The following is a 26,139-nucleotide window of genomic DNA, read 5'->3' as shown; positions in this document are numbered from 1 at the left end:
TGCTGTGAGGTGCATGACCCCACCAAGGTGCGGGCAGGCTGTCCAGTGCCGCTATTCGCGCGCCTCCAGCTCAGCCTTAGATCCTCGCATCGCGCAGGGCCTCCAATTCCGCCAGTCTAATCGGATCGTCGGAGGCGAGCTCCTCTTCGAGATAGAAGTAGTATGCTATGTTGCGCACCACTTCTTGCACCTCGCCGCTGCACTCCCCGGCGACCACAGCAAAAGCGTCGATCAACTCGCGAAGGAACCCTTTGTCCAAGGCCTGAAGATCGCCTGCCAGAACCTCCATCATCTCGACGGCATCGTCGGGGTCCAAGACATCGTCGTCGGTCAACTCAAGAAACACTACAAAATCGGCGATTATTTGCGCAATTTGAAGAGCTATCATGGCTTGACCTCCTGTGACATCGATGTTGGAGCGGCCTCATGCCTTAGGCGGCGAGCGGAAGCGCTGCACAACCTCTGACGAGCTGGTGCTGCATCAACTCCGTAGTTGAGCGAGCAGTTATCCCGTTCGCCGGGCTGTAGTGGTAGGCGTTCAATCCTCCTCCGCGTCTCGCTGCGCCTCCAGTTCGGCCAGCTTCGCCGGATCGTCGGCTGCCAGCGCTTCCTCAAGATAGAAGTCGTGAGCCAGATTGCGGACCAGCCGCTGCGCCTCGCCCCTGTACTCCGGAGCTATCACAGCGAACGCGTCGACGAGTTCGCGGAGAAAAGGCTTGTCGAGCGCCTGCAGGCCTCCCCCTAGCGCTTCAATCATCTGGACGGCCGTATCGGGATCGAGATTTTCGTCATCCGTAAGGTCAAGAAACAAAGACATATTCGCGATGATACGCGCGACTTGGATGGCGATCATGATTTTACCACCCTCTCTCGATGTTGTTTGCCCTAGGCCTCCTGTACAACGTGACCGCACGACCTCGTTCTAGGGCTACAATTCGTACCGAGGCCCATCACCCTCAGCCAACAGAGGCGGATACACAATCCGCTTGGTACCAAAATAGCTCTGGACCACCCGATCGCGCCGCTCGAACGAGTCCTCTTCACGATCGATTTCTTCAGGATAGGTAAAGGCCACGTCGAACTTTCCGTCGCGCACAACATATTCGATCTCTTCCCACCGATCGTCACTGTCCTGCGCTTCCCAGAGATCGAGCAAGGCGTCGCCCAATTCTCTGAGGTCGGGGTCTCGATATAGGATGTGGTCAGAGAGATTCTTGAATATCGATGGGGCGACGAAGTTTTGGCCGACCTCTGCATAGAGCAGCGTTCCATCGAGCGGATACTCTTTGTCCCTTGCCAGCAAGTGACCGATCGTGGTGAGCAGGCGCTCAGTTTCATCGTCTGCCATGCAGCTTCTCCGTTCGCTCGTTGGGCATTTTGATGCTCCTCTTCTGGCATTTGATCGTGAAGCTGACGTCTATTAGCCCAATCGTCCTCGAGCACACGATAGCGGCCGCGGTTGAAATTGGTTTCGGGCGAAGTGGTTGAAGGCATCCTTCGGCCCGTCGAAGCGCGCCGCTATATAGTGCCCGCCGTCGTCGCTCGCACGACGGTCTTCACCGCCTGCCTTCGCCTGGTTCGTGGCTGAACGGGCCGGCATATCGCTGTCCGATAGCACGCCCGACACTCGTCTCGTCCGGCCACGAGCGTCGATTTCATAGGTGTAGCCGTTGCGCACGACGATAGTACGATGCTCGGTTTTGCCATCGCCACCCCTCTTGTCGGAAAGGCTCGCAGATCCACCTGCATGGTCGCGACGCTCCGGCTGGGTTGAAGGTCTGGATGCAGAGTAATCCGCTTGCGCTGGCGCGTCCCAACTTCCGCTTGCACCTCCACCCCCGACACTCCCGCCGCCCCCACGAAAGTCATTGTGACCAAGCGGACCGTTGGTTGGCCTACCAGCCGAGCTTGTCGGGTTATTGGGACGGCCTGAGCCGCCGATGGCTTCCGCGGGGCCACCGCATTGACGGGCAAGTTTCCGCAGATACCCTGAGCAGCGCGCGAAGGTGAGCGGCTTCAAAGCGGAGATCGACGCCGAAGAGTGGCTCATATCGGAGGTCTCGCACAGGATCAGCAACGGTTCTTCAACAGATCTCAGCTTGGAAGCAGTTTCCAGCCACACACACCGCTAAATCAGCCTCGCGGGTTTAGAATTGGCGCGATCTTCTTTTCAGCATTACATCGTGCCTGACGAAGCGGTCGGAGCAACAGTGTGGTCTTCACGATAGTCGACATCCCCAAGGTTATGCGTACGAAGGGCTGGATCATCGCGGCAGCGCTGATGGAGCGGTGGTTCCACCGATCTGCAAGGATCATGTCGCTCAAGGAGAAAGAGGGCACGATTCCACCAGGGGACCTGGAGGAAAAGCTGGTCACCATGGCTTGGGCGATGAAGTTCACCCGCGCCCGCGACGCTCGAGATGAACTGATCAAAACATGGTCGTTGCCAGAAAGGATGGAGAGGTCTCGCCCGCATCTCGAAAACCAGCTGCGCCAATGGCAGAGCAAGGTGCCCGGCGGCCGCCCGTTTCGCTTCGGCGACCTGAGCGCGCGTGCAGCGGTGGTGGATGTTACCTGTCAGGTGAACATCCAGAAGATCCCCTCTTCCGCCTGGACGCCCATCGACAGCTTCTACGCAGCCATCGGCGCTGCGTCGGTCAAACTGGCGGTATCCGGATTGGTCACGCCTGGTGCGAATGGACAGATGCGCTTGGCCATTGATGAGATCGGCGTGTACCTGCGGGACACCTATGACTTCAACGGAGATCAGATGCTCGGGCAATGGGGGCCGAATGGGGTTACCAAGGCCAACGTGCTGGAGCCTAGCATCCCCATTGCACAGGACGATGTGACCAGCATCGCTGGCTGGAAGCCAGCGGAAAGCTTGAAGCTGTTCAGCGTGAACAATACGGATTTCTCCCGCTATCGCACCCGCTTTGCCAAAGGCGGCGATTTCGTGATCTTCAGCGATATCGAACGCCAGAAGCTTCCCAAGCCAATCATCGTGGATTTCTCGTGATGCCGATCAGCAAGAAGATGAAACTGGCGATCATCGGCACACTCGCCGTCGCGATCGTCGCCGTTCCCCTGGGCACCTATCTGGCATCAGGGGACGAGACACTCGATGCGGAAACGTCTCCCGACGGCCGCTACAAGTTGGAAGTCCGCAGCGCCACGCGATGGCAGGTGGTCACCCATTCCATTGCCGACCAGCTGGTATATGCCCGCCTTCATCTACCGAGCGGAAAGAAGGTCGACTCCTCCCCGTTCGATGCGAGTGGAGTCGGTCCCACTTTGTGGACGAAAGATGGGGGCGTGCAGATCGGCACCACGGCGATCTACGAGCCTCAGAACGAACGATGGTCGGTTGAGTGGTAGCGTAGTTTACCTTGCCACTAAAGAGCGGAGCCTGCTGATCTTCAGCCGCAAGGGGGCCGGCGTGTCTTTCACCGGCGGCACCCCCCTCGCTTGCCCCTTCCCCGCCGAGGAAGCGAGACCCGCCGTTTCGGCATAAAGGCAGGCGGAGCGCCGGGCCCGGGAGACCGCTGGCCACCCCATCGAAGGCCCGAGAACGCCTCGACCGCAGTAAGGCGCCTAGACCTCGTCGGCTTCGGTCGCGTCCGCAAGCTCCGTCTCCTGCTCCGGCGACTTCACCTCTGAGGACACGCCAATCTCCGACACGGTCGGAGTCTCCTTGAACACGTACTGCGCGAAAGCTTTCGCTCAAGCAACGCGGCTACCTCTATCTGGTGCAGCCCGCGCTACGGCGTTAGCATAGGTCACCACGTGCGGGTTGATGTGAGATCGATCCTCAGCGTCCACACGAAGCGCTGCATCAACTTCCTCACCAAGGGCTATTATCCTGCTTGCAAGGCCGTCTATCACCGCCTGATCCAACGGCAGACGCTCCACTCTGGCAGCAAATGCCATGAACATGGTGTAGAAGTCTGACGCTCACTACCTCAACAGGGATCCGAGGCTCGCCGAAGCAGCCCTCCGAAAGCTCGAAACGGGCTGATTTTCAAATTGAACTTCAAACCGGGCCATTCCCGCCCCGGAATCTCAACCAAGATCGCCGGGAATTCGGTTTCAAATTAATCGCTTAAAATGGTGCCCCGAGAGAGACTCGAACTCCCGACCTTTGGTTTAGGAAACCACTGCTCTGTCCTGCTGAGCTATCGGGGCACGCCGCCGCTGGTAAAGAGCCCGGCGGCAGGAATCAATTGCAAGCCTCGGGCGGGATCACCGGCAATGGCAGCGCCGCGACCGGAACGCCTTCCTCGATCAGTTCCTTCGCCTCCGCCACCGTCGCCTGGCCGTGGATCGGCGCGACGGGCATTTCGCCGAGGTGCATCGCCCGCGCCGCATCGGCAAAGCCGGTGCCTACCCATTGTGACTTCTCGAGCAGCTTGGCCTGCGCTGCCGCTAGCGCGCCGATCATCACCTTCATCGCCTCGGGCGAAGGCGCGTGGGCGGGTACAGCGCCAGCTGGCGCGTGCACGACGTCCGCTCGCCGATTCCCCTTCGCGCCGACGTTCGGCGCCATCACCGCCTTGGCCACCTCCCGGTCTCCGCACAGCGGACATTCCACCAGCCCGGCTGCGCGTTGTTCCTCATAGGCTGCGCTGGAGCCGAACCATGCTTCGAACACATGCGCAGCGCTGCACCTCAGGTCGAAGACGATCACGATCCCGTCACCGGCCCGATCGTGCGCCGGTGCTGCAGCACCGGTACGCGCGTACGAGCCTCGCGCTGCCGCTCCCCATCGAGTTCGACCAGAGCCAGCCCTGCGGTATCGCCCATGTCGAGCAGCACCTCGCCCCATGGGTCGACCGCCAGGCTATGGCCATAAGTGGCGCGGCCATCCTCATGCTCGCCGGTCTGCGCCGCCGCGACCACGAACGCCGCCGCCTCGATCGCCCGGGCACGTAGCAGCACATGCCAATGCGCCGCCCCGGTCGGGCGCGTGAATGCCGCAGGTACCGCAAACAGCGTCGCGCCGGCGTCGCTCAAGGTGCGGAACAGGTCGGGGAAGCGCAGGTCATAGCAGATCGCCAGCCCCAGCCTGCCGAGCGGCGTGTCCACCAGCACCGGCCCCTCGCCGGCGGCATAGCGGTCCGATTCCCGCCAACGCTCGCCGCTCGCCAGGTCGACATCGAACAAGTGCATCTTGTCGTAGCGCGCGCGAATAGCGCCGACATCGTCGATCACGAACCCGCGATTGGCCAGCTTCCCATCGGCGCGGACGATCGCCAGGCTGCCGAGATGCACCCAGATGCCGTGCCGCGCCGCCGCCTCGCACACGCTCGCCAGCACGCGATCGTCCTCCTCGCGCACCAGCGATCCCGCCGCCCGGTCGCGGTCGCTGTCGAGCAGCCCCGACATCTCCGGCGTGAACAGCATCGCGGCACCGCCGGCGGCAGCCTGCGCGACGCCTTCCTCTAGGGTGCGCGCATTCGCGGCGGGGTCGATCCCGCTCGTCATCTGCAGCAGTGCGGCCTTCATGCGGCGAGCAGGGGATCCAGTCCGCCTTGCCGATCCAGCGCGGCGAGGTCGTCCGACCCGCCGATGTGACGCCCGTCGATGAATATCTGGGGCACGGTGGTGCGGCCATTGGCGCGCTGGATCATCTCCTCGCGCTTCGGCCCGCCCATGCTGATATCGGTCTCTTCGAAGTCGGCACCCTTTGCGCGAAGAAGTCCCTTCGCGCGCGTGCAATAGGGGCAGAAGGCCTTGGTGTAGATTTCGATTTTCGCCATGATCTTCCTGACGTGTGTTCCCTCCGGGCGCTTGTCAATCCGCGCCCTCGATATCCAGAACGCGCGCCCAGCACAGAAGGATCACCTTCGCCGCCCCGCCGCGCTTGAGCACGCGGCTACAGGCTTCGGCGGTGGCACCGCTGGTGTGAACGTCGTCGACCAGTACAATCGTTCTGCCCCGCAGCTTTGCCCTGGCGTCCGGCCCGAGCGCGAAAGCGCCTGCGACTGCCCTTACCCGCCCCTTCGCGCCGAGCCCGCGTAGCACCGGCGTCGCCTTTACTCGGCGAAGCAGGTCGACTTCTACCGGCGTGCCTTGCACCCGGCTCAGGGAGCGCGCGATCAGCGCAGCCTGGTTGTACCCTCGGCTCCATATCCGCCAACGATGCAGCGGCACCGGCACCAGCATCTCGACATCCCCCGGCATCAGCCGCGCCATTGCCCGCGCCATCGTCTCCGCGCATCCAAGCCGCCCGCCATATTTAAGCTTCAGCGCCACGCCGCGCGCGACGTTGCCATAGGCTACCGCCGCGCGCACTCCATCATGTGCCGGCGGGTCGGCCATGCACGCCCCGCACAGCGCCTCCGCACCCCGATCATACTCGAACGGCAGGTGACAGAGCGCACACCAGGGCGGACCCAGAAAGCTCAGGCTGGACCAGCAAGTGACGCAGAAACGGTGATCCTCCGCCGTCACTTGCCCGCAGCCGGGACAACGCGGCGGCAGCGCGAAATCGGCAAGTCGGGCCAGCGGGGTGAGCAGCGCCATGACGCCCTTGTCGCGGGCGGTCGCGGGCTGCACAAGCGCCCTGTGTCCGACTCCGAAATCTTCGCCCGCGCCACCCGCCGCCGCCGCCGGGACCGTGCCGCAGCCGCCTATCCGGACTTCTCGTTCGTGCGCCAGCACATGCTGGACGGGCTTGTCGAACGGCTTGAGGGCGTGCAGCGCGACTTCCGTGATGTGCTCGACCTCGGCAGCTTTGCCGGCGACCTGACCTTGCCTGGCAAGCGGGTCGCCCGCCTCGACAGCGGCTTCGGCTTTGCCCGAGCCGCGGGCGGCGTGCAGGCCGACGAGGATCGCCTGCCTTTCGCCGATGCGAGCTTCGACCTGGTCATCTCGGCCGGGGTGCTCGACCAAGTCAACGATGTCCCCGGCGCGCTTGTCCTGGCCCGCCGCGTGCTGCGCCCGGACGGTTTGTTCCTCGGCGCCTTTTTGGGCGCCGGTACGCTTTCAACGCTCCGCGCTTCGATGTTCGCTGCCGAGGCAGATCGCCCGGCGGCACGCTTCCACCCGCAGATCGAGGTGCGATCCGCGGGCGATTTGCTCGGCCGCGCCGGTTTCACCCTGCCGGTCGCGGATGTCGAGACACTGAACGTGCGCTATGGCGGCATCGCCAACCTGCTACGCGACCTGCGCGGCATGGCCGCCACCAACCTGCTTCCCGACGCACGTCCGCTTACCCGCGAAACGCTCGCCCGCGCCGCCCATGCCTTTGCTGAGCGCGCCGATCCGGACGGCCGCACCGCCGAGAAGTTCGAGATCGTCTATCTTACCGGCTGGGCGCCGGACCCGTCCCAGCCCAAGCCTGCCCGCCGCGGCAGCGCCACCACCTCACTGGCTCAGGCGCTGAAAGGGCCGGGCGCAAGCTAGACCAATCGCTCCAGCGCGGCGACCAACGGAACGTCCGCGGGTGGCATGGCGAGCGCGCGCAACGCGCTCGGATGCACCCATTGCAGCGCCTCGGCATGCTGCGCGATAGGCGCGCCGCGCCATGTTCGAACCAGATATAGAAGCAGCAGCAGGTGCCTGGCGCCGAGGCCTTCGCTCGCAAAGGCGCACGGCTTCAAGTCGGCGGCTTCCACGGCGATCCCCAGTTCCTCCTCCAGTTCGCGCGCCAATGCCGTTTCCGGAACTTCGCCGGCTTCCACCTTGCCACCGGGAAACTCCCACAGCCCGGCCATAGGCGTACCGGCTGGGCGGCGCTGGACGAGCACCCGCCCTTCAGGATCGATCATCGCGGCGGCGACGACCAGCAACAAGTCCGACTTGCTAAGCACTTGGTAACCCCGCTCTTCTAATTGGAACCTGTCCAGTGCGAGAGAATGAAGCGCGATGCGAGCCTTGGTGCGAAATTTGCGGTTCCTGCTCCGCGATCCAAAGGCTGCGACAGCCATAGAATATGGCTTGATCCTGGCGCTTATCGTGCTCGCGATCATGGCATCGCTGGTCCTGTTGGGCACCACCACCACCGACATCTGGAACAATGTCAGCACGAAGGTCGTCAGCGTCACGCCCGCTTAAGGTTACGCAACCGTAACCTGTTGCATTAGCTAAGTGTTTACCGGTTCTCGCTATTGCGGCTGTGCCGATCCGGAAATCGGAGCGGCCGGGTAAATGAAGCTTCCTTTTGAACGTTGGAGACCGGTATGCAGAAGATCCGCAATTTCATCAAGAATTCCAAGGGCGCGACCGCGATTGAGTACGGCCTGATCGCCGCTCTGATCGCCGTTGCTGCCATCGCCGCGATGCAGGGCCTCGGCAACTCGCTGAAGGGCACGTTCAACAACGTGTCGGGCACGATGACCGCCGCGTCGGGCACCGCTAGCTAAGCTTCGAACGAAGTTGGAAACGGGCGGCGGAACCTTGGTTCCGCCGCCTTTTTCTGTTCAGCCGACGCGTCCCATCGCCAGGAACTTGGCCCGCCGCGCTTGCCGCAGCCCTTCCGGCGAGACGCCGTCCAGACTCTCCAGCGCCGTTTCGATCGCATCGCCCAGCGCCATTACTGCCTCGCCCGGCGCACGATGCGCGCCGCCCAGAGGCTCGGCCACGATCTGGTCGATCACACCCAATTCCTTCAGGTGCTGCGCGGTCACCTTCATCGCTTCGGCGGCATCGGCGGCCTTGTCGGCGGTGCGCCACAGGATCGACGCACAACCTTCAGGCGAGATCACCGAATAGACCGCGTGCTCCATCATCAGCACCTGGTTGCCGGCCGCCAGTGCCACCGCGCCGCCCGAGCCGCCCTCGCCGAGCACCGCTGAGATCAGCGGCACGCCCAAATTGAGGCATTGCTCGGTCGACCGGGCAATCGCTTCGGCCTGGCCGCGCTCCTCGGCCTGCACGCCCGGGAACGCGCCGGAGGTGTCGACCAGCGTCACCACCGGCAGCCGGAACTTGTCGGCCAGCCGCATCAGCCGGATCGCCTTGCGGTATCCTTCGGGCTTGCCCATTCCGAAATTGTGCTTGAGCCGGCTCGCGGTGTCGTCGCCCTTCTCATGGCCGATCACCATCACCCGGCGTCCACGGAAGCGGCCCAGCCCGCCGATGATCGCATTGTCGTCGGCAAAGGCGCGGTCGCCGCCCAGCGGCATGAAGTCGTCGATCAGGCCGGCGACATAATGCTTGAAGTGGGGACGCTCGGGATGCCGCGCGACCTGGGTCTTCTGCCACGGCGTCAGCCTGGCATAGGTATCCTGCAGCAGCCGGTCGGACTTGTCCTGGAGCGGCCCGATCTCCGCGTCGATATTCACCTCGCCGCCTTCGGCGGTGCGGCGCAGCTCGTCGATACGGGTCTGCAGCTCTGCGATCGGTTTCTCGAAATCGAGGAAGGTTGCCATCAGGCGCGCAATTCCATGTTGTTGTGAGCGTGTCCTTAGCCGCTCGCCCCGGCATTGTCGAAGGGGCGCGGCACGGCCGTTCGCGGACGGAACGGTGTGTCTGGCACTATGCCCGGCCAGGCTTCGCGTCAACGCGCGCCTCACTTAGCGCTTCCCCCAGCGGATGCCGCGCATTCACCAGCTCGACCAGCCGGCGGCTGTCGACAAGGGTATAGATTTCAGTCGTGGCGATGTCGGCATGCCCTAGCATCGCCTGGAGCGCGCGCAGATCAGCGCCACCCTCCAGCAGGTGCGTGGCGAACGCATGTCGCAGCACGTGCGGACTGACTCGGTCGGGCGGAATCCCCGCCAACCCGGCCAGCGCCTGGATCAACTGGAACAGCCGCACGCGCGACAGATGCCCCTTCCCCGATGGGAACAGCCACGCGCTTGCCGCCGGTACCTTGTCCCGCCACGCAGCCACTGCCGCGCGCGCCCGGTCGGAGATCGGCACCAGCCGCTCGCGCCCGCCTTTGCCCTTCAGGATCAGGTATGGCCGATCCGGCGCCACTGCGTTGCGCGGCAGCGACACCAACTCGGTGGCGCGCAGCCCCGACCCGTATAACAGCTCCACCAGCGCCAGCAGCCGCAGGTCGAGCGGATCGGCCGGCTCGCGCGCCATCCGCTCGGCGACAGCCGCAAACAGTCGCTCGACGTCGCCCGCGGTCAGCACCTTGGGCAGCGGCCGAACCGACCCCGGCCGCGGCAGCGCCTGCCCTGGATCGTCCGCCCGGAACCCTTCGTCCGCCAGGAAAGAGAAGAACCGTCGCAGCGCTGCCGACTTGCGCGCCACCGTGGAGGACGCCAGCGCCTGCCACGCGCCGGCGAGCCGCTCCAGCTCGGCCGCGCCGGCCACGCTCAACCCGCCACCCAGCGCATGCGATGCCAGCCGCAAGTCGGTGCCATAGGCCGCAATCGTGTTGCCCGCGGCTCCGGCTTCAGCGCGCAGCATCTCGAGGAACCGGTCGATCAGCGCGCGATCGTCCGAACCGCTCAAGCCCGGCTGACCGCCTCGACGGCGATCATCCGCGCATAATTGACCATCCCCGCCGCGCGCAGCGACGCGACGACATGGAACAGCGCCTCGGGCGTCACCCAGTCCCAATTGGGCGACTGCATGCCTACCGCCGCCAGCAGCACCACCATGCCGGTGTCGCCGCGTTGTCCTGCCTCGTCGATCGCCCGCGTCCAGGCATTGCTGCCCCCGATTGCCACGTCCAGCTCGGCGGCGGCACTCTGCGCGTCGGCAGGGCTCATCCGCCCCAATCCAGCCAGCCCGGCGAGCAGCATCTGCCCCTTGCGGCGCGAAGCGGTATTGCCGAACCCCTCCACATCGCCCGACGATACCGCGCCCGCACCGGCCGGATCGGCCAGCGTCAGCAACGCCCATCCTTCGCTGCCCGGGGTCACGGCAGTTCGCCACTCCATCGCCGCGCCGTCCAGCCCAGCCGAGAGCATCGACGCGACCAGACGGTCCGCCTCGCCCAGTTTCGCATCGGCCGGCACCCACGCCGCAGCCCGCGCCGTCAGGATCAGCCGGGCATAGCGGGTGCGCGGCGTTTCCGCGTCGTCCCACAGCGCCCGTAATGCCTTCACCCGCGCACTCGCGCTGGTGTCGGTATAGGCCACGCGCAGGTTGCGCGCGACACCCGCCACCTCAGGCGCCGCATCCGCGCCCTGCTCGATCTCGCTATACAGGTCGACCAGCCCGGCGTTGGAGAACACTCCCGCGGTCGCCGCCAGCTCGGCTGCCGGCGCGCGCTGCGCCGCGTCGATATTGGGGGCCAGCGCCTGCCAGTAGCGCACGTTCGGGCCAGCGCTCCGGTACAACCAGGCCGGCACTTCGACTCGCGTCGCCGTCGCCAGGCCCCAGCGCCACGCCGTGAGCTGGGGCACCCCGGCCCACTCGATCGTCACCGCGCGCCGCCCCTGCGCGCCGGTGCCCAGCACCTTTTCGGCGAGCAGCGTATCGATGTCGCCCTGGCTCGTTCTCCAACGCGCCTGGCGCAGCAATTGCCCGGCTTCGGTCGGCTTGCCGGCAAGCCCCGCGCACATGGCGCGCGCCAATGCCCATCCGCGCTGCGGGATCGCCGCCGCACCCTTGTCGACCACCGGACACAATGCCGCAGGGTCGCCATTGGCCATCGCCGCCTGCATCGCGATCTCGTACAGCGGCGCGGTATAGTTGTCGGTGTCGACATCCTCGACCACGCTGCGCGCCGCGACCGCTTCGCCCATGCGCAGCAGCACCCAGGCGCGCTCCGCCGCGAAATCGGCACCGTTGATGTCGGCGGGCGTGTCGACCGGCGACATCAGCGCGCGCCGCAACAGGATCGATGCCCAGCGCGACGCCACCGGCGCGTCCAGCCGCCGCATCAGCGTCTGGAGATATTTGCCGCTCGCCTGGCCGAACGCGTCCGCCGGAAACGCCTCGTTCCCCGCAGCGGTCGCGCCAACCTTGGCCAGCGAGTGCCGCGCGAACTCGGGCAGCTCATATTTAGACCAGTCGATCTCCGCCGCATCGACCGCGTCCGCAGCCGCAACATTGGCGATCGGCGAATCGCCTGACGTCGCCGGCTCTGCCGGCAGGGGTTGCACGATCTCCGCGGGCCGCGGCGCGCCCGGCGCTGCCGGTGCCGAGCTCGGCGTGGGTGCAGGCGTCGGCGCGGGCTCGTCGAACCCGGGTGGCAACAGCGACTCCGGCCGGTCCTGCTGGCCTTGCGCCGGAACCGCCACCCCCGCGAGCAGCACCGCCGCCAGTGCGGCGGCGCGCGACCGCTTACTTGGTGAGGTTTTCAAGCGGGACTACCTTTTCCATGCGGACCGGCTCCTTCTCGGCGGTGCGGCCGGCCAGGAAGAACAGGCCTCCGACCACAATGACCAGGACGACAAGTAGAGCGACGAGCGAACGCGACATGAAAACAGTCCGTGACTTGAATAATCCGCGGGCCTTTTGCCCGAGACCCGCCCTCGCTGTATAGCCCCCGCCAGGATGTTACAAACCGAGGCGCATACCCTTCGCTGGAATGGCAAGCCGATCGTGCTGATCGGGCTGATGGGAGCCGGCAAGACGACGGTCGGCCGGCGGCTGGCGCAGCGCATGCGCCTGCCCTTCGTCGATGCCGATGTCGAGATCGAGACCGCCGCTGGAATGACCATCGCCGACATCTTCGAACGGTTTGGCGAGCCGCATTTCCGCGATGGCGAGCGCCGCGTGATCGCTCGGCTGATCGACGGCACGCCAAAGGTGATCGCCACCGGCGGCGGCGCGTTCCTCAATGAACAGACCCGCCGGCTGATCCTCGAACAGGCCACCGCGATCTGGCTGGACGCCGACCCCGACGTCCTGGCCGACCGAGTGAAGCGCCGCGACACGCGTCCGCTGCTGCGCGGCAAGGACCCCCGGGCCGTGCTCACCGAACTGGCGCGCGTGCGAAATCCCTTCTACGCGCTTGCGCCGATCCACATCCCCAGCATAGCCGCGCCGCACGAAGCCACCGTCGACGCCATCCTGAAGGCCATCCAACCTTGACCACCATCCCCGTGGCGCTCGGCGAGCGCAGCTATGACGTGCGTATCGAGGCCGGGCTGCTCGCCCGCGCCGGCGACATCCTCGCGCCGCTCGCCAAGGGCCGGCGCATGCCGATCGTCACCGACGCCAATGTCGGTTCCCATCTCGCCACCCTCCAGGCCAGCCTCACCGCCGCCGGCATCGCCAGCGAAGCCATCGTCCTGCCGCCGGGCGAAGCCACCAAGAGCTGGGCCCAGCTCGAGGCGCTTACCGATCGCCTGCTCGAGCTCGGTGTCGAACGCAGCGACCATGTCATCGCGCTTGGCGGCGGGGTGATCGGCGACCTGGTCGGCTTCGCCACCGCCATCCTCAAGCGCGGCTGCCGCTTCGTCCAGATCCCCACCACGCTGCTCGCCCAAGTCGATTCGTCGGTCGGCGGCAAGACCGCGATCAACAGCCGCGCCGGCAAGAACCTGGTTGGCGCCTTTCATCAGCCCGCACTGGTCCTGATCGACCCGCAGGTGCTCGACACGCTGCCCATCCGCGAACTGCGCGCCGGCTATGCCGAAGTGGTAAAATACGGCCTGATCGACGACTATGCCTTCTTCGAATGGTGTGAAGCCAATGCCGCCGCGCTGCTCGCCGGCGATCCCGAAGCCCGCAGCCACGCCATCGCCCATTCGGTCGGCGCGAAAGCCCGCATCGTCGCCGCGGACGAACGCGAACTCAGCGGCACCCGCGCGCTGCTCAACCTGGGCCACACCTTCGGCCACGCGCTGGAAGCCGAGACCGGCTTCTCCACCAAGCTCCTCCACGGCGAAGGCGTTGCCGCCGGCACCGCGCTGGCCTTCGCCTTCTCCGCCCGCCAGGGCCTCTGCTCCCAGCAAGACGCCGAACGCGTCGCCACGCACCTGCGCGCGGTGGGCCTTCCCGACGGCCTCAAGGCTGCCAACATAACCGCCAGCGGCGCCCGGCTGGTCGAACACATGCTCCACGACAAGAAGATGGCCGCCGGCACCCTGCCCTTCCTGCTCGCCTGCGGCATCGGCGAGGTGTTCCTCGACAAGACGGTGGACCTCAAGGACGTCGAAGCGTTCCTGGACGAACAACCCCGCTAACTTTCCCCGTCATCCCGGCCTTGAGCCGGGATCCCGCTTCTTCTGCCCAACGAAGGCAGCACGGCTCCAATTCAGAGCGGCTCCGGCAACAACCGCTCGACCGCGTCCAGCCGCGCACAGGTCAGCTCCGCATGCACCCGTCGCAGCTGCGCGCGCATCGCCTCGATCTCGGCGGCAAGTTCGGCCAGGTCCAGCGACAACGCCGTCATCGCCGCGGCTCTCTCGATGTCGGGACCGTTCATCGTGCCTGCCTCCTACTCCGCCTCAACGCGCGCCAGGCAAAGTGGATGCAGCGCAGGCCTCCTGTCCACGCACATCCGTGGTAAACGCGTGAACCCCTGCATCCGGCCTGCGTTCACCACGCCATGTCCGAACCCCGCACCATCGGCTGGCTGCTCGACGACCTCGACCGCGCCGCGCTGCTGATCCGCTTCCCGCCGATCTGGCCCGACGTCGTCGCCCATCACGTCACTCTCGCATCAAAAGTAACCGACCAGATCCCGACCGCGACAACCGGCGAGATCGTCGGCCAGGTCGATGACGGCCAAGGCCTCCAAGCCCTCGTCGTCGCGATCGGCGGCACCACCGACCGCCCCGACGGCAGCACCTATCACATCACCTGGTCGCTGGACCGGGAGCGCGGCCGCCGCGCCGTCGAAAGCAACGACGTCCTGCGCGAACAAGGCTGGCACCGCATTGAGCCAATCCCCATCACCCTGATCCCAAGCAACCTCTAAAAAATCCTCCCCGGAACGGGGAGGGGGACCATGCGAAGCATGGTGGAGGGGGCCCTCCACCAGCGACACGCCTGTGGCCCACCCGTCCCCGCCCGGAGGATTGAACGTCTCATTGCCCTCCCCCGGCAACCCGCTTACCGATACGCGCCATGCGCATCCTCCTCCCCGCCCTCGCTGCCCTGATGACCACCACCGCCCCGGCAGCCCTCGCCCAGCAGGCGAAGCCCGCCCCGATCCTAACCACGCCCGAGGCGAAGGACGTCTGGACTCACGCCCAGCCCGAAGTCGCCCGCGTCACTCATGTCGCGCTCGACCTCACCGCCGATTTCGCGCGAAAGACGATGCGCGGCACCGCGACTCTCGACGTCCTCGCCGCCCGCAACGCCAAACAGATCGTCCTCGATGTCGACGATCTCGCAATCGCCGCGATCACCGATCCCGCCGGCACACCGCTGGCCTACACGGTCGGCCAGGACGATCCCGAACTCGGCCAGGCGCTCACCATCCAGCTGAACGGCGCCAGGCGCATCCACATCCGCTACGAGACCAAGCCCGGCGCCTCCGCGCTGCAATGGCTCCCGCCTCAACTCACCGCCGGCAGGGCCAAGCCGTATCTGTTCAGCCAGGGCCAGCCGATCAACAACCGCAGCTGGATTCCGACGCAGGACAGCCCCGGCATCCGCCAGACCTGGGACGCCCGGATCACCGTTCCCGCCGACCTCGTCGCGGTGATGAGTGGCGAGCGCGTCGACGGCGCCAAGGGCCAGCCTGCGGGGGCCGGCATGCACAGCTTCCGCTTCCGCATGGACAAGCCGGTGCCGCCCTATCTCATCGCGATGGCGGTGGGCGACCTCGCCTTCAAGGCTACGGGCAAGCGCTCCGGCGTCTGGACCGAGCCGAGCCAGCTCGACGCCGCCGCGTCCGAAGTCGGCGACGTCGAAAAGATGATCGACGCGGCGGCGGCATTGTACGGCCCCTATCGCTGGGGCCGCTACGACATGCTGGTCCTGCCGCCTTCCTTCCCGTTCGGGGGCATGGAAAACCCCACCCTCACCTTCCTGACACCCACGATCATCACCGGTGACCGCTCGAACACCGACGTCGTCGCCCACGAACTCGCGCATAGCTGGTCGGGCAATCTCGTCACCAACGCCACTTGGTCGGACAGCTGGCTCAACGAGGGGTTCACCACCTATTTCGAGAACCGCATCATGGAGGCGGTTTACGGCGCCGAGCGTGCCGCGATGTACGCCGACCTCGACTGGGACGGTCTCCAAAGCGACATCAAGGATGCCGGCGGCGCCCAGGCACCGACAACCCGCCTTCACGGCGATCCCGGCGCGACCTTCGGCCAGCTCGACTATTTCAAGGGCTCGACCTTCCTGCGCACCGTCGAACAGGCAGTCGGCCGCCTGCGGTTCGACGCCTATCTGCGCTCCTATTTCGATCGTCACGCTTTCCAGCCACAGACCACTGCAGGCTTCCTCGCCGACCTGCGCGCAAACCTGATCAAGGGCGACAAGGCGCTCGAAGCCAAGCTTCAGCTCGACCGCTGGGCCTATCAGCCCGGCCTCCCCGACAATGCCGTGCATGTGCAGTCACCGACGCTCGCTCGGATCGATGCCAAGCTCGCGGCAGTGAATGCCGGCGGCCCTATCTCCGCCGTCCAGCCCCAGGGTTGGAGCACCCAGCAATGGATGCGCTTCCTCAATGGCCTGCCCCGCCAGCAGACTCCTGCCCGCCTCAGGGAGCTCGACGAGACGCTGGGCCTCGGCAAGTCCAACAACGCCTATGTCCGCTCGGCGTGGGCGGAACTCGCCATCGCCAACCGCTACGATCCCGCGCTGCCCTCGATCCGCGCCTTCGTGAACAGCGTGGGCCGCGGCCTGCTCATTCGCCCGATCTACGAAGGTCTGATGAAGCAAGGCGAATGGGGCCAGCCGATCGCCCGCCGGTTCTTCGCCGAAGCTCGCAACACCTACCATCCCGCTACGGCGGCCGGCGTCGCAAAGATCGTCGGCACGAACTGAATGCCGGTCAGCCGGCGCGGATCCGCGTCTGCGCCGGCTCTGCCTTGTGCTCGATAGCGCTGGGCACGAGCCGCAACCGGTCGGAAGAAGGCGCGGCGACCATCGCCGCGTCAACCTCCTGGCGGCTTAGCCCGAACGCCTCCAGCGTATAGCGGTGCCCGCCAAGCTTGCGATGCGCCGGCTGCGCCATATAGCGCGCCATCCGCTGCTCAACCGCAGGCGTGAGTGCCATGCCAAGCGCACGATACACCCGCTGCATCTCGCCCGCCCAATCCGCATTCATTGTGTCGAAGTCGACATCCACCTGCGGCACATCCGCCCGCGCCCGCGCCGCCCGCATTCGCCGCTGGCGCAGCGCGATCTTGCGCAGCCACTCGCGCCCGATCCAGTCACGGTCGACCGCATCCGACTGCATCCGCATTTGGCTGTGCACGAGCGACGCCGAAGACGCGACCAGCGCCGCCGCAGGCCTGTCGAGGCACACCAGCCGCGCGTCGGGGAACACTTCCAGGAGAGCCCCCAAGTCCTGGGTCAGTTGCGGCACCTTCAATATCCATGGCCGGTCGCCGCGCTCGCCGCGCAGCCACGCAATGGACTGCAACAGCCGCTTGAACTCGGTATAGACCGGTACGGCGTCCATCGCCTCCCCGGCCGCGGCGAAGCTCGGCACCCGCCACTGCGCCTCGAACGCCGATCCGAAGATCGAGACGTTGTGCAGGCCTATCTCCTCGTCGGGCTGGCACGTGCCGGTGGGATGGATGATGCCGAACTCCGGGTTCAGCCAATGCGCACAGCGCAGCCCTATCCAGCCGCGCAGCATGCGATCGTCAATGCGACCCAGGCGCGCGCCGGGCAGCGGATTCCAGCTTTCGAAGAAGCGGGTATGCGCCAGCCGCGGGTCACAGGCGAGCAGCCGCTGCATTCGCGTACTTCCCGATCGCATTTGCCCCAGCACGACGATCGGTGCCGGTATCGGTATGTCGAGTATCTCGGGGTGGCGCTGCCATAAGGTGTGGGCTCGCGCGCGATTGGCAAGCGCCGCGACCAGCTGCCCATATGCGATCACCTTGCCCAGCGGCGTCAGCGCTGCCTCTTCGTGCAGGGCGTGCAGCAGCAGCTCCAGCCGCTCGCGCCATCCTGGCTCGGCGCCCAGATCCTGCAACCCCGTCCGCGCGCGCGCGGCGCCGATCAGCGCATCGGGCTCCAGCACCGGTCGCGACAGCCAGCCTTTGCTCCAGGCCTTCTCGAGTAGCGCGTTGACGCGAGGCGCCGCGGAGGAACTTGGTGCGATCGCGTCATTGGGCATGGTGGGAGAACCCACCAGCCCTGTAATCGTGCCGATAGCCTCAATAGATTGAGGTATTTAGCGCGCGGCCTTCGTCTTGGTGTAAGGCACGAAGTCCCCGAGCAACACGAAACCTCGCGGGAACCGCGACCCACGGTCGATCAGGTTCACCGCTTCGCCGCGGCAAAGCTGCGAGCCGACCGTTCGCGTCACCAGGATCGAGTCATCGTCAAGCGACTCGGCGCCCGAGCTGGGCTGGTTGACGTACAGCTTGCCACCCACCCGGTAAACGATCGCCCGCCCAGGGACGACTTCGCTCGACCGCGACAGGTTCAGGCTGATGCAACTGACCGGCTTGCCTGCGGTCCGGCCCGCAAGCAGTTTCTGCATTTGCACGTCGGGATTGTCGCGAGGCGCGGCAACGGCAGGCGCCGCGATCACCGCGGAGCCGATCAGGAAGGTCTTCAGGATGTTTCGCATGACACGTCCTTTGCAACACTGCAGCTGAACGTTTGCTGACCCACAGAGGCTCCGTGGATCGTGCTGCCTTGCGGGGACGTCGATGCGGGCGCGGTCAGCCGCGGCCGATCAGCCGCTGCGCGATCCGGTCCGCTACTTCGCTCTCCGGATCGCCGGTGCGTGCGCTTTCGTCCCACACCTCGGCAAGCCGCACCGGGATCTTCTCGACGCGGGTGTCCACCTCGGCGCGGTCGCCCTGGCCTAGATACTCCAGCCCGACATTGATGATGCCGCCAGCGTTGATCACATAATCGGGCGCATACAGGATGCCGCGGTCGTGCAGCCTGTGGCCGTCCTGGCGGGTCGCCAGCTGGTTGTTGGCGCCACCGGCGACCACCTTGCACTTCAGCGCGGCGATCGACTGTTCGGTCAGGATCGCGCCCAGCGCGCACGGGCTCAGCACGTCGGTGTCGAGCGTCAGGATCTCGTCGGCGTCCACGGCCTCGGCACCCAGTTCGGCTGCCAGCGCTTTGGCACGCTCGGCATGAACATCGGCCAGCACCAGCTTGGCGCCATCCGCCGCCAGCAGCCGGGCAAGCCCGCCGCCGACCGACCCAACGCCCTGGATCGCCACGCGTACGCCAGCCATCGAGTCCGCACTCAGGCCGCGCTTGGCCGCAGCCTTCACGCCCAGATAGACGCCGCGCGCAGTCACCGGCCCCGGATCGCCGCCGGCGCTGCCCGCGGCCACGGGCAGGCCCGACACATGCTTGGTCTGGGTAGCCACGACCTTCATCCGCGCTTCGGACATGCCGACATCCTCGGCCGTCACGTAGCGGCCCTGGAGCGATTCCACCGCGCGCCCGAACGCCTCAAGCTGTGCGGTGGTGATCTCGGCCCCCGGCTTGTCGGCCAGCACGACGCCCTTGCCCCCGCCCATCGGCAGGTTGGCCATCGCGTTCTTGTAGCTCATGCCGCGCGAAAGCCGCAGCGCGTCGGTGATCGCCGCGTCCGAATTCGCGTAATGCCAGAAGCGCACGCCGCCGGCTGCCGGTCCAAGCGCCGTGGAATGCACCGCGATGATCGCGCTCAGCCCCGACTCGCGGTCGCTGAAGAGGTGCAGACCCTCATGGTCGTCGAAGTCGGGAAAGCCCCAATCGGTCAGCACAATCACTATCCAGACTGTGAGTGGATGGGGCGACCGACGGGACTTGAACCCGCAACTTCCGGCATCACAAGCCGGCGCTCTAACCAATTGAACTACGGTCGCCGTGGAGGTTGGCCGCTTAGCGGGGCGTTTCGCCGAACGCAAGATAGTTGCCGCGATTCATTCGCGCGAAATCCGCACCGCCGCGTCGGCGGCGATCACTCCGTCGCGCGCCAAAGTCCGCGCCGCGGAGGCCAAATTGGGCATCGCCAGAAACGCGTGCCGCGCCAGCAGCGGAGCATCCGCCCCGTCATAGATCAGCCGCCGCATCGCCGGATCGGCTTCCAACCCTTCGAAGACGCTGATCTCGCCCGCGGTCCCGCTATTACCACATGCCGCGCACCCGGGCGCCGACCACAGGATCGCACCCGGATCGAGCCCCAGCAGCGCCGACAATGAGCCATAGGCCTGTTCGGGCCGTCGGCAGGCGCCGCACAGGCGCGCCGTGACGCGCTGGGCGATCACCAGCCGCAACATCGCCGCGAAGGCAAACCGGTCCGGCGCGAGCCGGCGCAAACTCGCCAGCGTCGAGATCGCGTCGCCACCCTCGCTCGTCGCCACGCCCAGCCCCTGCTCGGCGGCTTCCAAAGCATGCCCCAGCGTGTCGCGGTCGTGGATCGCGCCGAGCACCGTTACGCCGTGCTTTGCAAGCATGGCGACGCTCCGATCCACGCCCGATCCGGTCACGACGATCAGCCCGAACCGCTTGGCGCAGCTGCGCGCCAGCGCGCGGCGCAACGCCGGCGCCATGCCCGGCCATGCGCCGGCTTCCACCGAAGTGGCAGCGTCTTTCGCTTCCAGCTCGATCCCACTGGTCATGTGCCAGAGGTGCCGCACCATTGTGACGCCGAGCTTGCACTTTTGTGACGAGCGGCACCGCCAAGCCTTTGCTGGTCTTCCAACCGCGGATTTGGCAGGATGCCGCCCATGCAAACCGCCGCCGCGACCGCATCGTCCATCGTCCCAACTCCGGGCTCGGGATACCCCGGCGAACCCGTCATCGCCCGGCTGCTGTCGCAGCAGGGCATCCAGCGCGTGCCCAGCCCCAAGGTCGCGATGTTCATCGTCCGGAACTTCCTCAGCCCCGACGCCTGTCAGCAGCTGATGCGCCAGATCGATGCCCGCCGCCGCCCGTCGACGATCGCCGACGCCAATGGCGACAACGCCTTCCGCACCAGCGAGACCTGCGACCTCGATCCCGAGGATCCCGCCGCCGCCGACCTCAAGCAGCGGATCGTCGCGCTCACCGGCCTCGCCCCCCGCCATGGCGAGCCGATGCAGGGCCAGCGCTATGCCGTCGGCCAGGAGTTCAAGGCGCACACCGACTATTTCGAGCCGAACGGCCAGGATTTCGAACGCTTCTGCGCGGTATCGGGCCAGCGCACCTGGACGGTGATGCTCTACCTCAACGACGTGGAAGCCGGCGGCGCGACCCGCTTCAAGGCGATCGACAAGATTGTCCAGCCCGAAGCCGGCAAGCTGCTCGCCTGGAACAATCTGCGCCCCAATGGCACCCCCAATCCATCCACGCTCCACCACGCGATGAAGGTGCGCGCCGGCACCAAATACGTCATCACCCAGTGGTTCCGCGAGCGGCCCTGGGCCTAGGCGCAACGAAAAAGGGGCTCCGGAACCGGTGTTCCGAAGCCCCCTATTCCGCCGGCGCGCCGGGGACTTAGAAGGTGGTGCTCAGCCCCAGGGTGAACACCCGGCCCAGATCGTACTTGTTGATATAGACCACGTTGCCGCCCTCGAAGGTCTGGCGTTCGTTGAACTTGGTGCGCGTCAGGTTGCGGCCTTCCAGCTTCAGCTCGAACTGACCGCCGCCGACCTGGAAGCCCTGGCGGGCGACGATGTCGAAGCGGATGCCGGGGCGCTCGATGATGTCGGGCTGGAAGCCCTGCCCCGACAGCAGCGACGGGCCGCGATTGGTCACGCGGTCGCTGGCATAGTTGAACAGGAAGGTCAGCTGCGACAGGCGATCGGTGTCCTCAATCCCCAGCTGCAGGTTCACCAGATGGTCCGACTGCCCGGTAAGCGGCGCGCCGTCGCGGAACTGGAGGTTGGCCGGGCCGAAGCCGGTCGCGCAACCACCCAGCGTCTGGTTCAGCACGTTGGGAGCGCAGGTCTCGTCCGCGGTGATCTCGGACTTGGTATAGGTGTAGTTCGCGATCGCCAGCAGGCGCCGCGACGAGAAGAAGTCGCCGCCCAGCGATGCCAGCGCGAAATACTTCTGCAGCTCGACTTCGGCACCGTAGAGCTTCGCCTTGGGCAGGTTGGTGAAGCCGGTCTGGAGCCGGTCGTCGGCGCCGGTGTAGAAGCCGACCTGCTCGATGGGGTTCTCGAGCCGCTTGTAGAAGCCCGCCAGGGTGAAGCGCTGGTCACGCGCGAAGAACCACTCGAGGCGGCCTTCGAAATTGTACAGCTCGGTATCCCGAAGCAGCGGGTTGCCGAAGAACAGGCGGTCCGAGTCCGGATCGCGGAACTGCTGCGGCGCGAGTTCACGGAACTGCGGGCGCGAGATCGTCTTGGCCGCGCTCGCGCGCAGCTGCAGGTCCGGCGCGAAGTTCCAGGTCAGGGTTAGGGCCGGCAGCCAATAATCGTTGTTCAGCTGCGTCGTGGCGGTGCCGATCGGCGTAACCGACTGCTCACCCTTTTCATAACGCACACCGCCGACCGCGCGGAGGCCGTCGAACGGCTGCACTTCGGCCTGCACATAGCCGGCATGCGTGGTGAGCTTGGCGTCATACGCATAGGCGCCCAAGGGGGTGCTGAACTGAAGCTGCAGCGTGCAGGCGCCGGTGCCCGCCTGCGGGCAGGCGTTGTTCACGACGTCGGGGCTCAGCAGATAGTCCGGGCGCAGCAGGTTGTATGGGTATCCCGGCGCCGTACCGCCACCCGAGCTGGTCTGGTAGTTGAACTGGAGCCGCCGCGAGAAACGCTCGGTGTCCGAATAATAATAGCCGGCCGACAGCGTGCCCACATCGCGGATCTTGTACGAAACGTCGGCCTGGCCGGTCCACAGATCCTCGTTCAGGTCCGAGAAGATGATCGACGCGAACGGCGAGAAGCGCTGCGTGACCTGATAGGCGCCGTTGCACTGGAAGCCGGTCGTGCCGTTGCCGCCGTCATAGTTGATCGGCAGGCCCGTGGTCGTGCGGTCGGAGCAGAGATAGTCGAACTGGCGCTCATAAGGCGCGTCGCGCTTGGAGTTGGCGTAGGCGCCGCGCAGATCGATGTTGAGCCCGTCGATCGGGCGCAGCTCGGCAACCGCCTGCGATTCGAACAGCTGGCGCTGGAACCAGTTGGTATTCTGCTGGAAGCGCAGGCCGCTGGCGTTGTTGTACACTTCGGCCGCGGAACCGCGCGCCTGCTTCAGCACGTCGCGGATATAGACGTTGGTCCAGCGCAGCGTGTTCTCGCCGAACTTGTAGCCCAGGCCAAGCAGCGCATTGCCGACGATGCGGTTGTCGGTCAGCAGCGTGCGGAAATCGTTGCGGATCGTGCCGGTGTCGGTGACCGAATCCTGCTGGATCGCCGAACGCGTGCGGAAGGTATTGCTGTAGCCGACCGAGGTGATGATGCCGAGCTGGTCGCTGCCGATGTCGATTGCCGTGCCGGTGCTCAGCTCGCCCGACCAGTTGGCCGGCAGCTGCTGGTTGCGCTGGAGCAACGTGGTCGAGGCGTTCGAAAGCTGGAGCAGCTGTTCGGCCGGGATGATCCCCGTGCCATCGGGCGCATTGCGGATGAAGCCCGGCACGCGGCGGGTGCCGTCGTCGAAGCCCAGCCAGTCGGTATCGCCACCATAATAGGTATAGCCAAGCTCGCTGGTGGTCGCGTCGTCCGCGGAGATCGAGCCGCCGACCGTCACGAAATTCTTCTCGGGAATGGCCTTGGTCGTGAGGTTGATCACGCCGCCGCCGAACTCACCGGGATAATTGACCGAATAGGTCTTCTGGACGAGCGCCGAACCCACGATCGTCGTCGGGAAGATGTCGAGCGGCACCGAGCGGCGCAGCGGTTCGGGGCTCGGCAACGGCGAGCCGTTCAGCAGCGACGAGGAATAACGGTCGCCGAGGCCACGGACATAGACGAAGCCGCCCCCGACGACGCTCAGGCCGGTGACGCGAGTAAGCGCGCCGGCGATGTCGCCTTCGCCGGTGCGGGCGATGTCGGCGGTGGACAGAACGGACACGATCTGGGGCGTCGCGCGAACCACGTTCGGGATGTGGCGGCCGGTCACGACGATTTCTTCGCCAGCCAGCGGGTCGATGCCAGGCGCAGAAATTTCCGGCGAGGCCTGCTCGCTCTGCGGATCCGTGGCGCCTGCGTCATCCGCGGCGGCATCCGCAGGGTTGCTGGTCTGCGGCGGAGCGGCCGGTGCGGGCGCGGCGGTTCCTCCGGCAGTCTGGGCGAGCACGGCCGGCGAAACCAGCTGCGTGGTCAGGAAAAGAAGCGTGGCAAAGGCGGGGCGTCGCTGCATGGCCGTGTCATCCAGTCAGGTAATAGGAGCAATGCCGGGGCGGCGGATCGCGCCGCCCCGGCAAGGGGTACAGGTGCGCGGCGCCTTAACGGCCCTGGCAGCTGAAGTAGATCGAGTTGAACACCGGCGGGCCCTGATCGGAGATCGCCGGGTTGGCCGGACGGATCGTGGTGGGCACGCCGCCCGGGGCTTCCTGGGCGATCATGTTGACGCAGGCGCTGCCCGACGGACTCTTCACCACACCGTTGACGAAGGTCATGTCGGCACCGCCGCGCAGACGGATCGCCGCCGGAGCATTGGTCGCCGTCTGGATGAAGGTGAAGTTGGCGTAGCGGCCCCAGGTGCGCGGGATCAAGTCTTCGGCACCGTTCGAGTCGATCTCGGTTGCGAACGAGTCGGCAGTCGCGCCGGACACCTTCTGTGCCGCAACCATGAACTGCATGAACCCGCGCCAGCCATTGTCGACGTCGAAGCCGTCATCGTCCGCGCCGGTCACCGCGATGTACTTCACGTTGGTCGTGCCGCCGAAGATCTCGATGCCGTCATCCGCCGAGTTGTGGCTCTGGATGTGGTCGAGCACGGTGCCCGAACCGGTTGCACCCAGCGTCAGGCCCTGCAGCTCGTTGCCGTCCGAAATCGCGATGCCGCTGTAGCGGATCTGGACATAGGACATCTGGCCGCTGCTGTCGGCTTCGTTGGTGCCGCCATAGAAGCGCTGCGTCACGCCTTCGATCGCCTGCTGGCACGGGGTCGGGTTGGCACCACCGGTGCCGGTCGCGCAGATCGCGGTGGTCGAGCGGCCGAGCAGGATGATGCCGCCCCACTGGCCCTGGGTCACGTCGCTGACGCCGTTCGAAACCAGGTTCTGCTGCGAGGTGAAGACGATCGGCGCATCGCGCGTGCCGACGGCCTGGATCTTTGAGCCGCGGTTGACGAGCAGCAGGTCGTTGGTGGCCTCGCTGGCATCGGCTGCGATCACGACGCCGGCAGCGATCGTCAGCGTGACGCCCGCGCCACCGGTTGCGCCGAGATCCGCGCCGACTTCGGTCTGACCGCGCAGACGGTAGAACACGCCAGCGATCTTTGGCAGCGTCAGGTCGGCAGTGATGTTGGTCGGCAGGCGGCAAGCGCGGAAGCCGGTGTTGGTGGTGCCCACGGTGAGAACACCATCGTCGATCGTGCCGGTCGGGCAGGCCGCGGTCGCGCCGCCGCTACCCACGGCAGGTACTGCCGAGCAGGCCGCGCTGGTGCCGCCAAAGTTCGCGCTGGTCGAATTGCAGGTCCAGCCCTGGAACGACGTATCGGTCGGGCCATTGAGCGCGCCGACGAAGTTGGTGCTGGTGAAGAAGGGGTTGATCGTCGAAGGATCGAGCGCGGTCGTCAGCGAAGTGGCCGAGACCGGGTACACGCCGTTCAGGCTGGCGCCGGTGCCGTTCACATTGTTGTTGGTGCCGGCGTTGACGATCGCGAGCTGCTGGTCGGCGGTGATGGTCACGGCCGGAGTGCCCTGCGCCGTGGCCGCAGCGAACTGCGCGGCGGTGATCGGCGCGGTCGGCGTCGGCGTGGCCGTCGGCGTGGGAGTCGGGGTCGGCTGAACGATCACGACCTCGCCTGCGCCCGGAGATGCCACGTTGTCGGCGCCGTTGCAGGCGGAAAGGGCCGCGGAGGCGGCTGTCGTCAGTAGGATGAGGCCGTAGCGCTTGAAGCTCGCCATCGCGGAATAACTCCCGGTCGTATCGTTGCGGATCCGGACGCGCGGCGATTGAATGTCGATACCCCCTATCGCGCCCAAGAGCGGCGTTAGGCGCGCTACATGACTCGCTCGTTATGGTAGCGAGACGATTTGGCGACAGTCAGATGTCGATTGTGTGACAGTCGCAGCGCGGCGAAACGTGC

At 66.1% G+C, this 26,139-nt stretch carries 30 protein-coding genes and 2 tRNA genes; 10 read left to right on the top strand and 22 right to left on the bottom strand.

Annotated elements, in window-relative coordinates; all coding sequences use genetic code 11:
- Positions 1–76: 76 nt before the first annotated feature.
- The 4 genes from LZ586_RS00405 to LZ586_RS00390 all read right to left on the bottom strand — a co-directional run bounded on the left by LZ586_RS00405 (position 77) and on the right by LZ586_RS00390 (position 2,050).
- Positions 77–388: a hypothetical protein gene (locus tag LZ586_RS00405; RefSeq protein WP_235077750.1), complete on the bottom strand. Its 312-nt coding sequence runs from the start codon at positions 386–388 to the stop codon at positions 77–79.
- 150 nt (positions 389–538) lie between these two features.
- On the bottom strand, positions 539–853 hold the full coding sequence (locus tag LZ586_RS00400) for a hypothetical protein (protein WP_235077749.1): 315 nt from the start codon (positions 851–853) through the stop codon (positions 539–541).
- Between the two features lie 75 nt (positions 854–928).
- Positions 929–1,348 carry a hypothetical protein gene (locus LZ586_RS00395; RefSeq protein WP_235077748.1) on the bottom strand — a complete coding sequence of 140 codons (420 nt, stop codon included), beginning with the start codon at positions 1,346–1,348 and terminating at the stop codon, positions 929–931.
- A gap of 72 nt (positions 1,349–1,420) precedes the next feature.
- Positions 1,421–2,050 (bottom strand): DNA/RNA non-specific endonuclease, encoded by a 630-nt coding sequence (locus LZ586_RS00390; RefSeq protein ID WP_235079856.1) that lies wholly within the window; start codon positions 2,048–2,050, stop codon positions 1,421–1,423.
- A 162-nt stretch (positions 2,051–2,212) separates the two neighbouring features.
- Here LZ586_RS00390 and LZ586_RS00385 point away from each other — a divergent pair, with 162 nt between their 5' ends.
- Complete coding sequence (locus LZ586_RS00385) at positions 2,213–3,019, top strand: DUF6402 family protein (RefSeq protein WP_235077747.1); 807 nt, start codon at positions 2,213–2,215, stop codon at positions 3,017–3,019.
- Positions 3,019–3,378 carry a hypothetical protein gene (locus LZ586_RS00380; protein ID WP_235077746.1) on the top strand — a complete coding sequence of 120 codons (360 nt, stop codon included), beginning with the start codon at positions 3,019–3,021 and terminating at the stop codon, positions 3,376–3,378. The genes LZ586_RS00385 and LZ586_RS00380 overlap by 1 nt, the downstream gene beginning before the upstream one ends.
- Before the next feature lie 730 nt (positions 3,379–4,108).
- On the opposite strand, the gene LZ586_RS00375 is transcribed toward LZ586_RS00380, so the two are convergent.
- The 5 genes from LZ586_RS00375 to LZ586_RS00355 form a co-directional block, all read right to left on the bottom strand.
- Positions 4,109–4,185: transfer RNA gene (locus LZ586_RS00375), tRNA-Arg, on the bottom strand.
- Between the two features lie 34 nt (positions 4,186–4,219).
- Complete coding sequence (locus LZ586_RS00370) at positions 4,220–4,687, bottom strand: DUF1178 family protein (protein WP_235077745.1); 468 nt, start codon at positions 4,685–4,687, stop codon at positions 4,220–4,222.
- Entirely contained in the window at positions 4,684–5,505 is an 822-nt protein-coding gene (locus LZ586_RS00365) for a carbon-nitrogen hydrolase family protein (RefSeq protein WP_235077744.1), read from the bottom strand. The genes LZ586_RS00370 and LZ586_RS00365 overlap by 4 nt, the downstream gene beginning before the upstream one ends.
- Positions 5,502–5,759: a glutaredoxin 3 gene (grxC, locus tag LZ586_RS00360; RefSeq protein ID WP_235077743.1), complete on the bottom strand. Its 258-nt coding sequence runs from the start codon at positions 5,757–5,759 to the stop codon at positions 5,502–5,504. Before grxC ends, LZ586_RS00365 begins: the two co-directional genes overlap by 4 nt.
- A 34-nt stretch (positions 5,760–5,793) precedes the next feature.
- Positions 5,794–6,525 (bottom strand): ComF family protein, encoded by a 732-nt coding sequence (locus tag LZ586_RS00355; protein ID WP_235077742.1) that lies wholly within the window; start codon positions 6,523–6,525, stop codon positions 5,794–5,796.
- A 42-nt stretch (positions 6,526–6,567) separates the two neighbouring features.
- On the opposite strand from LZ586_RS00355, the gene LZ586_RS00350 reads away from it, so the two are divergent.
- On the top strand, positions 6,568–7,407 hold the full coding sequence (locus LZ586_RS00350; protein ID WP_235077741.1) for a methyltransferase domain-containing protein: 840 nt from the start codon (positions 6,568–6,570) through the stop codon (positions 7,405–7,407).
- Here LZ586_RS00350 and LZ586_RS00345 read toward each other — a convergent pair.
- On the bottom strand, positions 7,404–7,814 hold the full coding sequence (locus LZ586_RS00345) for a (deoxy)nucleoside triphosphate pyrophosphohydrolase (protein ID WP_261346019.1): 411 nt from the start codon (positions 7,812–7,814) through the stop codon (positions 7,404–7,406). The two genes, LZ586_RS00350 and LZ586_RS00345, sit on opposite strands and share 4 nt — an antisense overlap.
- A 55-nt stretch (positions 7,815–7,869) precedes the next feature.
- Here LZ586_RS00345 and LZ586_RS00340 point away from each other — a divergent pair, with 55 nt between their 5' ends.
- Together LZ586_RS00340 and LZ586_RS00335 are read left to right on the top strand one after the other, a co-directional pair.
- Positions 7,870–8,058 carry a Flp family type IVb pilin gene (locus LZ586_RS00340; protein ID WP_235077740.1) on the top strand — a complete coding sequence of 63 codons (189 nt, stop codon included), beginning with the start codon at positions 7,870–7,872 and terminating at the stop codon, positions 8,056–8,058.
- A 125-nt stretch (positions 8,059–8,183) separates the two neighbouring features.
- Positions 8,184–8,366, top strand: coding sequence for a Flp family type IVb pilin (locus tag LZ586_RS00335; protein WP_235077739.1), 183 nt, complete (start codon positions 8,184–8,186; stop codon positions 8,364–8,366).
- Positions 8,367–8,423: 57 nt separating this feature from the next.
- Here the strand turns inward: LZ586_RS00335 and LZ586_RS00330 are convergent, their stop codons facing one another.
- The 4 genes from LZ586_RS00330 to LZ586_RS00315 form a co-directional block, all read right to left on the bottom strand.
- Positions 8,424–9,374, bottom strand: a complete 951-nt coding sequence (locus LZ586_RS00330) for an acetyl-CoA carboxylase carboxyltransferase subunit alpha (RefSeq protein WP_235077738.1) — start codon at positions 9,372–9,374, stop codon at positions 8,424–8,426.
- A 106-nt stretch (positions 9,375–9,480) separates the two neighbouring features.
- Positions 9,481–10,410: a tyrosine-type recombinase/integrase gene (locus tag LZ586_RS00325; protein ID WP_261346018.1), complete on the bottom strand. Its 930-nt coding sequence runs from the start codon at positions 10,408–10,410 to the stop codon at positions 9,481–9,483.
- On the bottom strand, positions 10,407–12,212 hold the full coding sequence (locus tag LZ586_RS00320) for a hypothetical protein (protein ID WP_235077737.1): 1,806 nt from the start codon (positions 12,210–12,212) through the stop codon (positions 10,407–10,409). Before LZ586_RS00320 ends, LZ586_RS00325 begins: the two co-directional genes overlap by 4 nt.
- The gene (locus tag LZ586_RS00315) at positions 12,193–12,330 is read right to left on the bottom strand and encodes a hypothetical protein (protein WP_235077736.1); all 138 of its coding nucleotides are present in this window, start codon (positions 12,328–12,330) and stop codon (positions 12,193–12,195) included. Before LZ586_RS00315 ends, LZ586_RS00320 begins: the two co-directional genes overlap by 20 nt.
- Positions 12,331–12,405: 75 nt before the next feature.
- Between LZ586_RS00315 and LZ586_RS00310 the strand changes: the two genes are divergently transcribed.
- Both LZ586_RS00310 and aroB read left to right on the top strand, forming a co-directional pair.
- Positions 12,406–12,945 carry a shikimate kinase gene (locus tag LZ586_RS00310; protein WP_235077735.1) on the top strand — a complete coding sequence of 180 codons (540 nt, stop codon included), beginning with the start codon at positions 12,406–12,408 and terminating at the stop codon, positions 12,943–12,945.
- Positions 12,942–14,042 (top strand): 3-dehydroquinate synthase, encoded by a 1,101-nt coding sequence (gene aroB, locus LZ586_RS00305; RefSeq protein WP_235077734.1) that lies wholly within the window; start codon positions 12,942–12,944, stop codon positions 14,040–14,042. The genes LZ586_RS00310 and aroB overlap by 4 nt, the downstream gene beginning before the upstream one ends.
- Positions 14,043–14,113: 71 nt before the next feature.
- Here the strand turns inward: aroB and LZ586_RS00300 are convergent, their stop codons facing one another.
- Entirely contained in the window at positions 14,114–14,284 is a 171-nt protein-coding gene (locus LZ586_RS00300; RefSeq protein WP_235077733.1) for a hypothetical protein, read from the bottom strand.
- A gap of 123 nt (positions 14,285–14,407) precedes the next feature.
- Between LZ586_RS00300 and LZ586_RS00295 the strand changes: the two genes are divergently transcribed.
- Both LZ586_RS00295 and LZ586_RS00290 read left to right on the top strand, forming a co-directional pair.
- Positions 14,408–14,779 carry a hypothetical protein gene (locus LZ586_RS00295; protein WP_235077732.1) on the top strand — a complete coding sequence of 124 codons (372 nt, stop codon included), beginning with the start codon at positions 14,408–14,410 and terminating at the stop codon, positions 14,777–14,779.
- A gap of 149 nt (positions 14,780–14,928) precedes the next feature.
- Positions 14,929–16,809, top strand: coding sequence for a M1 family metallopeptidase (locus LZ586_RS00290; RefSeq protein WP_235077731.1), 1,881 nt, complete (start codon positions 14,929–14,931; stop codon positions 16,807–16,809).
- A 7-nt stretch (positions 16,810–16,816) separates the two neighbouring features.
- Here the strand turns inward: LZ586_RS00290 and LZ586_RS00285 are convergent, their stop codons facing one another.
- The 5 genes from LZ586_RS00285 to LZ586_RS00265 all read right to left on the bottom strand — a co-directional run bounded on the left by LZ586_RS00285 (position 16,817) and on the right by LZ586_RS00265 (position 20,579).
- Positions 16,817–18,130, bottom strand: coding sequence for a sulfotransferase family protein (locus tag LZ586_RS00285; RefSeq protein WP_235077730.1), 1,314 nt, complete (start codon positions 18,128–18,130; stop codon positions 16,817–16,819).
- A 42-nt stretch (positions 18,131–18,172) separates the two neighbouring features.
- Positions 18,173–18,574 carry a hypothetical protein gene (locus LZ586_RS00280; RefSeq protein WP_235077729.1) on the bottom strand — a complete coding sequence of 134 codons (402 nt, stop codon included), beginning with the start codon at positions 18,572–18,574 and terminating at the stop codon, positions 18,173–18,175.
- 94 nt (positions 18,575–18,668) lie between these two features.
- Complete coding sequence (locus LZ586_RS00275) at positions 18,669–19,721, bottom strand: Glu/Leu/Phe/Val family dehydrogenase (protein ID WP_235077728.1); 1,053 nt, start codon at positions 19,719–19,721, stop codon at positions 18,669–18,671.
- Positions 19,722–19,746: 25 nt separating this feature from the next.
- Positions 19,747–19,823 (bottom strand) — tRNA-His (locus LZ586_RS00270).
- Between the two features lie 57 nt (positions 19,824–19,880).
- Positions 19,881–20,579 carry a hypothetical protein gene (locus tag LZ586_RS00265; RefSeq protein ID WP_235077727.1) on the bottom strand — a complete coding sequence of 233 codons (699 nt, stop codon included), beginning with the start codon at positions 20,577–20,579 and terminating at the stop codon, positions 19,881–19,883.
- 108 nt (positions 20,580–20,687) lie between these two features.
- On the opposite strand from LZ586_RS00265, the gene LZ586_RS00260 reads away from it, so the two are divergent.
- Positions 20,688–21,368, top strand: a complete 681-nt coding sequence (locus LZ586_RS00260) for a prolyl hydroxylase family protein (RefSeq protein WP_235077726.1) — start codon at positions 20,688–20,690, stop codon at positions 21,366–21,368.
- Between the two features lie 67 nt (positions 21,369–21,435).
- On the opposite strand, the gene LZ586_RS00255 is transcribed toward LZ586_RS00260, so the two are convergent.
- Both LZ586_RS00255 and LZ586_RS00250 read right to left on the bottom strand, forming a co-directional pair.
- Positions 21,436–24,243, bottom strand: a complete 2,808-nt coding sequence (locus tag LZ586_RS00255; protein ID WP_235077725.1) for a TonB-dependent receptor domain-containing protein — start codon at positions 24,241–24,243, stop codon at positions 21,436–21,438.
- Positions 24,244–24,328: 85 nt separating this feature from the next.
- Complete coding sequence (locus LZ586_RS00250) at positions 24,329–25,957, bottom strand: hypothetical protein (protein ID WP_235077724.1); 1,629 nt, start codon at positions 25,955–25,957, stop codon at positions 24,329–24,331.
- Between the last annotated feature and the right edge of the window lie 182 nt (positions 25,958–26,139).

This window comes from Sphingomonas sp. S2-65, from assembly GCF_021513175.1.
Taxonomy (GTDB): Bacteria; Pseudomonadota; Alphaproteobacteria; order Sphingomonadales; family Sphingomonadaceae; genus Sphingomonas.
The sequence above is the reverse complement of the archived record's forward strand: the minus strand, read 5'-3'. Positions and strand labels throughout refer to the sequence as shown.

What these genes read in the sequence shown, in the direction of transcription:
- LZ586_RS00405 (WP_235077750.1), bottom strand. Translation starts at nt 388, where the DNA reads ATGATAGCTCTTCAAATTGCGCAAATAATCGCCGATTTTGTAGTGTTT.
- LZ586_RS00400 (WP_235077749.1), bottom strand. Translation starts at nt 853, where the DNA reads ATGATCGCCATCCAAGTCGCGCGTATCATCGCGAATATGTCTTTGTTT.
- LZ586_RS00395 (WP_235077748.1), bottom strand. Translation starts at nt 1,348, where the DNA reads ATGGCAGACGATGAAACTGAGCGCCTGCTCACCACGATCGGTCACTTG.
- LZ586_RS00390 (WP_235079856.1), bottom strand. Translation starts at nt 2,050, where the DNA reads ATGAGCCACTCTTCGGCGTCGATCTCCGCTTTGAAGCCGCTCACCTTC.
- LZ586_RS00380 (WP_235077746.1), top strand. Translation starts at nt 3,019, where the DNA reads ATGCCGATCAGCAAGAAGATGAAACTGGCGATCATCGGCACACTCGCC.
- LZ586_RS00365 (WP_235077744.1), bottom strand. Translation starts at nt 5,505, where the DNA reads ATGAAGGCCGCACTGCTGCAGATGACGAGCGGGATCGACCCCGCCGCG.
- grxC (WP_235077743.1), bottom strand. Translation starts at nt 5,759, where the DNA reads ATGGCGAAAATCGAAATCTACACCAAGGCCTTCTGCCCCTATTGCACG.
- LZ586_RS00355 (WP_235077742.1), bottom strand. Translation starts at nt 6,525, where the DNA reads ATGGCGCTGCTCACCCCGCTGGCCCGACTTGCCGATTTCGCGCTGCCG.
- LZ586_RS00340 (WP_235077740.1), top strand. Translation starts at nt 7,870, where the DNA reads ATGCGAGCCTTGGTGCGAAATTTGCGGTTCCTGCTCCGCGATCCAAAG.
- LZ586_RS00335 (WP_235077739.1), top strand. Translation starts at nt 8,184, where the DNA reads ATGCAGAAGATCCGCAATTTCATCAAGAATTCCAAGGGCGCGACCGCG.
- LZ586_RS00330 (WP_235077738.1), bottom strand. Translation starts at nt 9,374, where the DNA reads ATGGCAACCTTCCTCGATTTCGAGAAACCGATCGCAGAGCTGCAGACC.
- LZ586_RS00315 (WP_235077736.1), bottom strand. Translation starts at nt 12,330, where the DNA reads ATGTCGCGTTCGCTCGTCGCTCTACTTGTCGTCCTGGTCATTGTGGTC.
- LZ586_RS00310 (WP_235077735.1), top strand. Translation starts at nt 12,406, where the DNA reads ATGTTACAAACCGAGGCGCATACCCTTCGCTGGAATGGCAAGCCGATC.
- LZ586_RS00300 (WP_235077733.1), bottom strand. Translation starts at nt 14,284, where the DNA reads ATGAACGGTCCCGACATCGAGAGAGCCGCGGCGATGACGGCGTTGTCG.
- LZ586_RS00295 (WP_235077732.1), top strand. Translation starts at nt 14,408, where the DNA reads ATGTCCGAACCCCGCACCATCGGCTGGCTGCTCGACGACCTCGACCGC.
- LZ586_RS00290 (WP_235077731.1), top strand. Translation starts at nt 14,929, where the DNA reads ATGCGCATCCTCCTCCCCGCCCTCGCTGCCCTGATGACCACCACCGCC.
- LZ586_RS00280 (WP_235077729.1), bottom strand. Translation starts at nt 18,574, where the DNA reads ATGCGAAACATCCTGAAGACCTTCCTGATCGGCTCCGCGGTGATCGCG.
- LZ586_RS00265 (WP_235077727.1), bottom strand. Translation starts at nt 20,579, where the DNA reads ATGACCAGTGGGATCGAGCTGGAAGCGAAAGACGCTGCCACTTCGGTG.
- LZ586_RS00260 (WP_235077726.1), top strand. Translation starts at nt 20,688, where the DNA reads ATGCAAACCGCCGCCGCGACCGCATCGTCCATCGTCCCAACTCCGGGC.
- LZ586_RS00255 (WP_235077725.1), bottom strand. Translation starts at nt 24,243, where the DNA reads ATGCAGCGACGCCCCGCCTTTGCCACGCTTCTTTTCCTGACCACGCAG.
- LZ586_RS00250 (WP_235077724.1), bottom strand. Translation starts at nt 25,957, where the DNA reads ATGGCGAGCTTCAAGCGCTACGGCCTCATCCTACTGACGACAGCCGCC.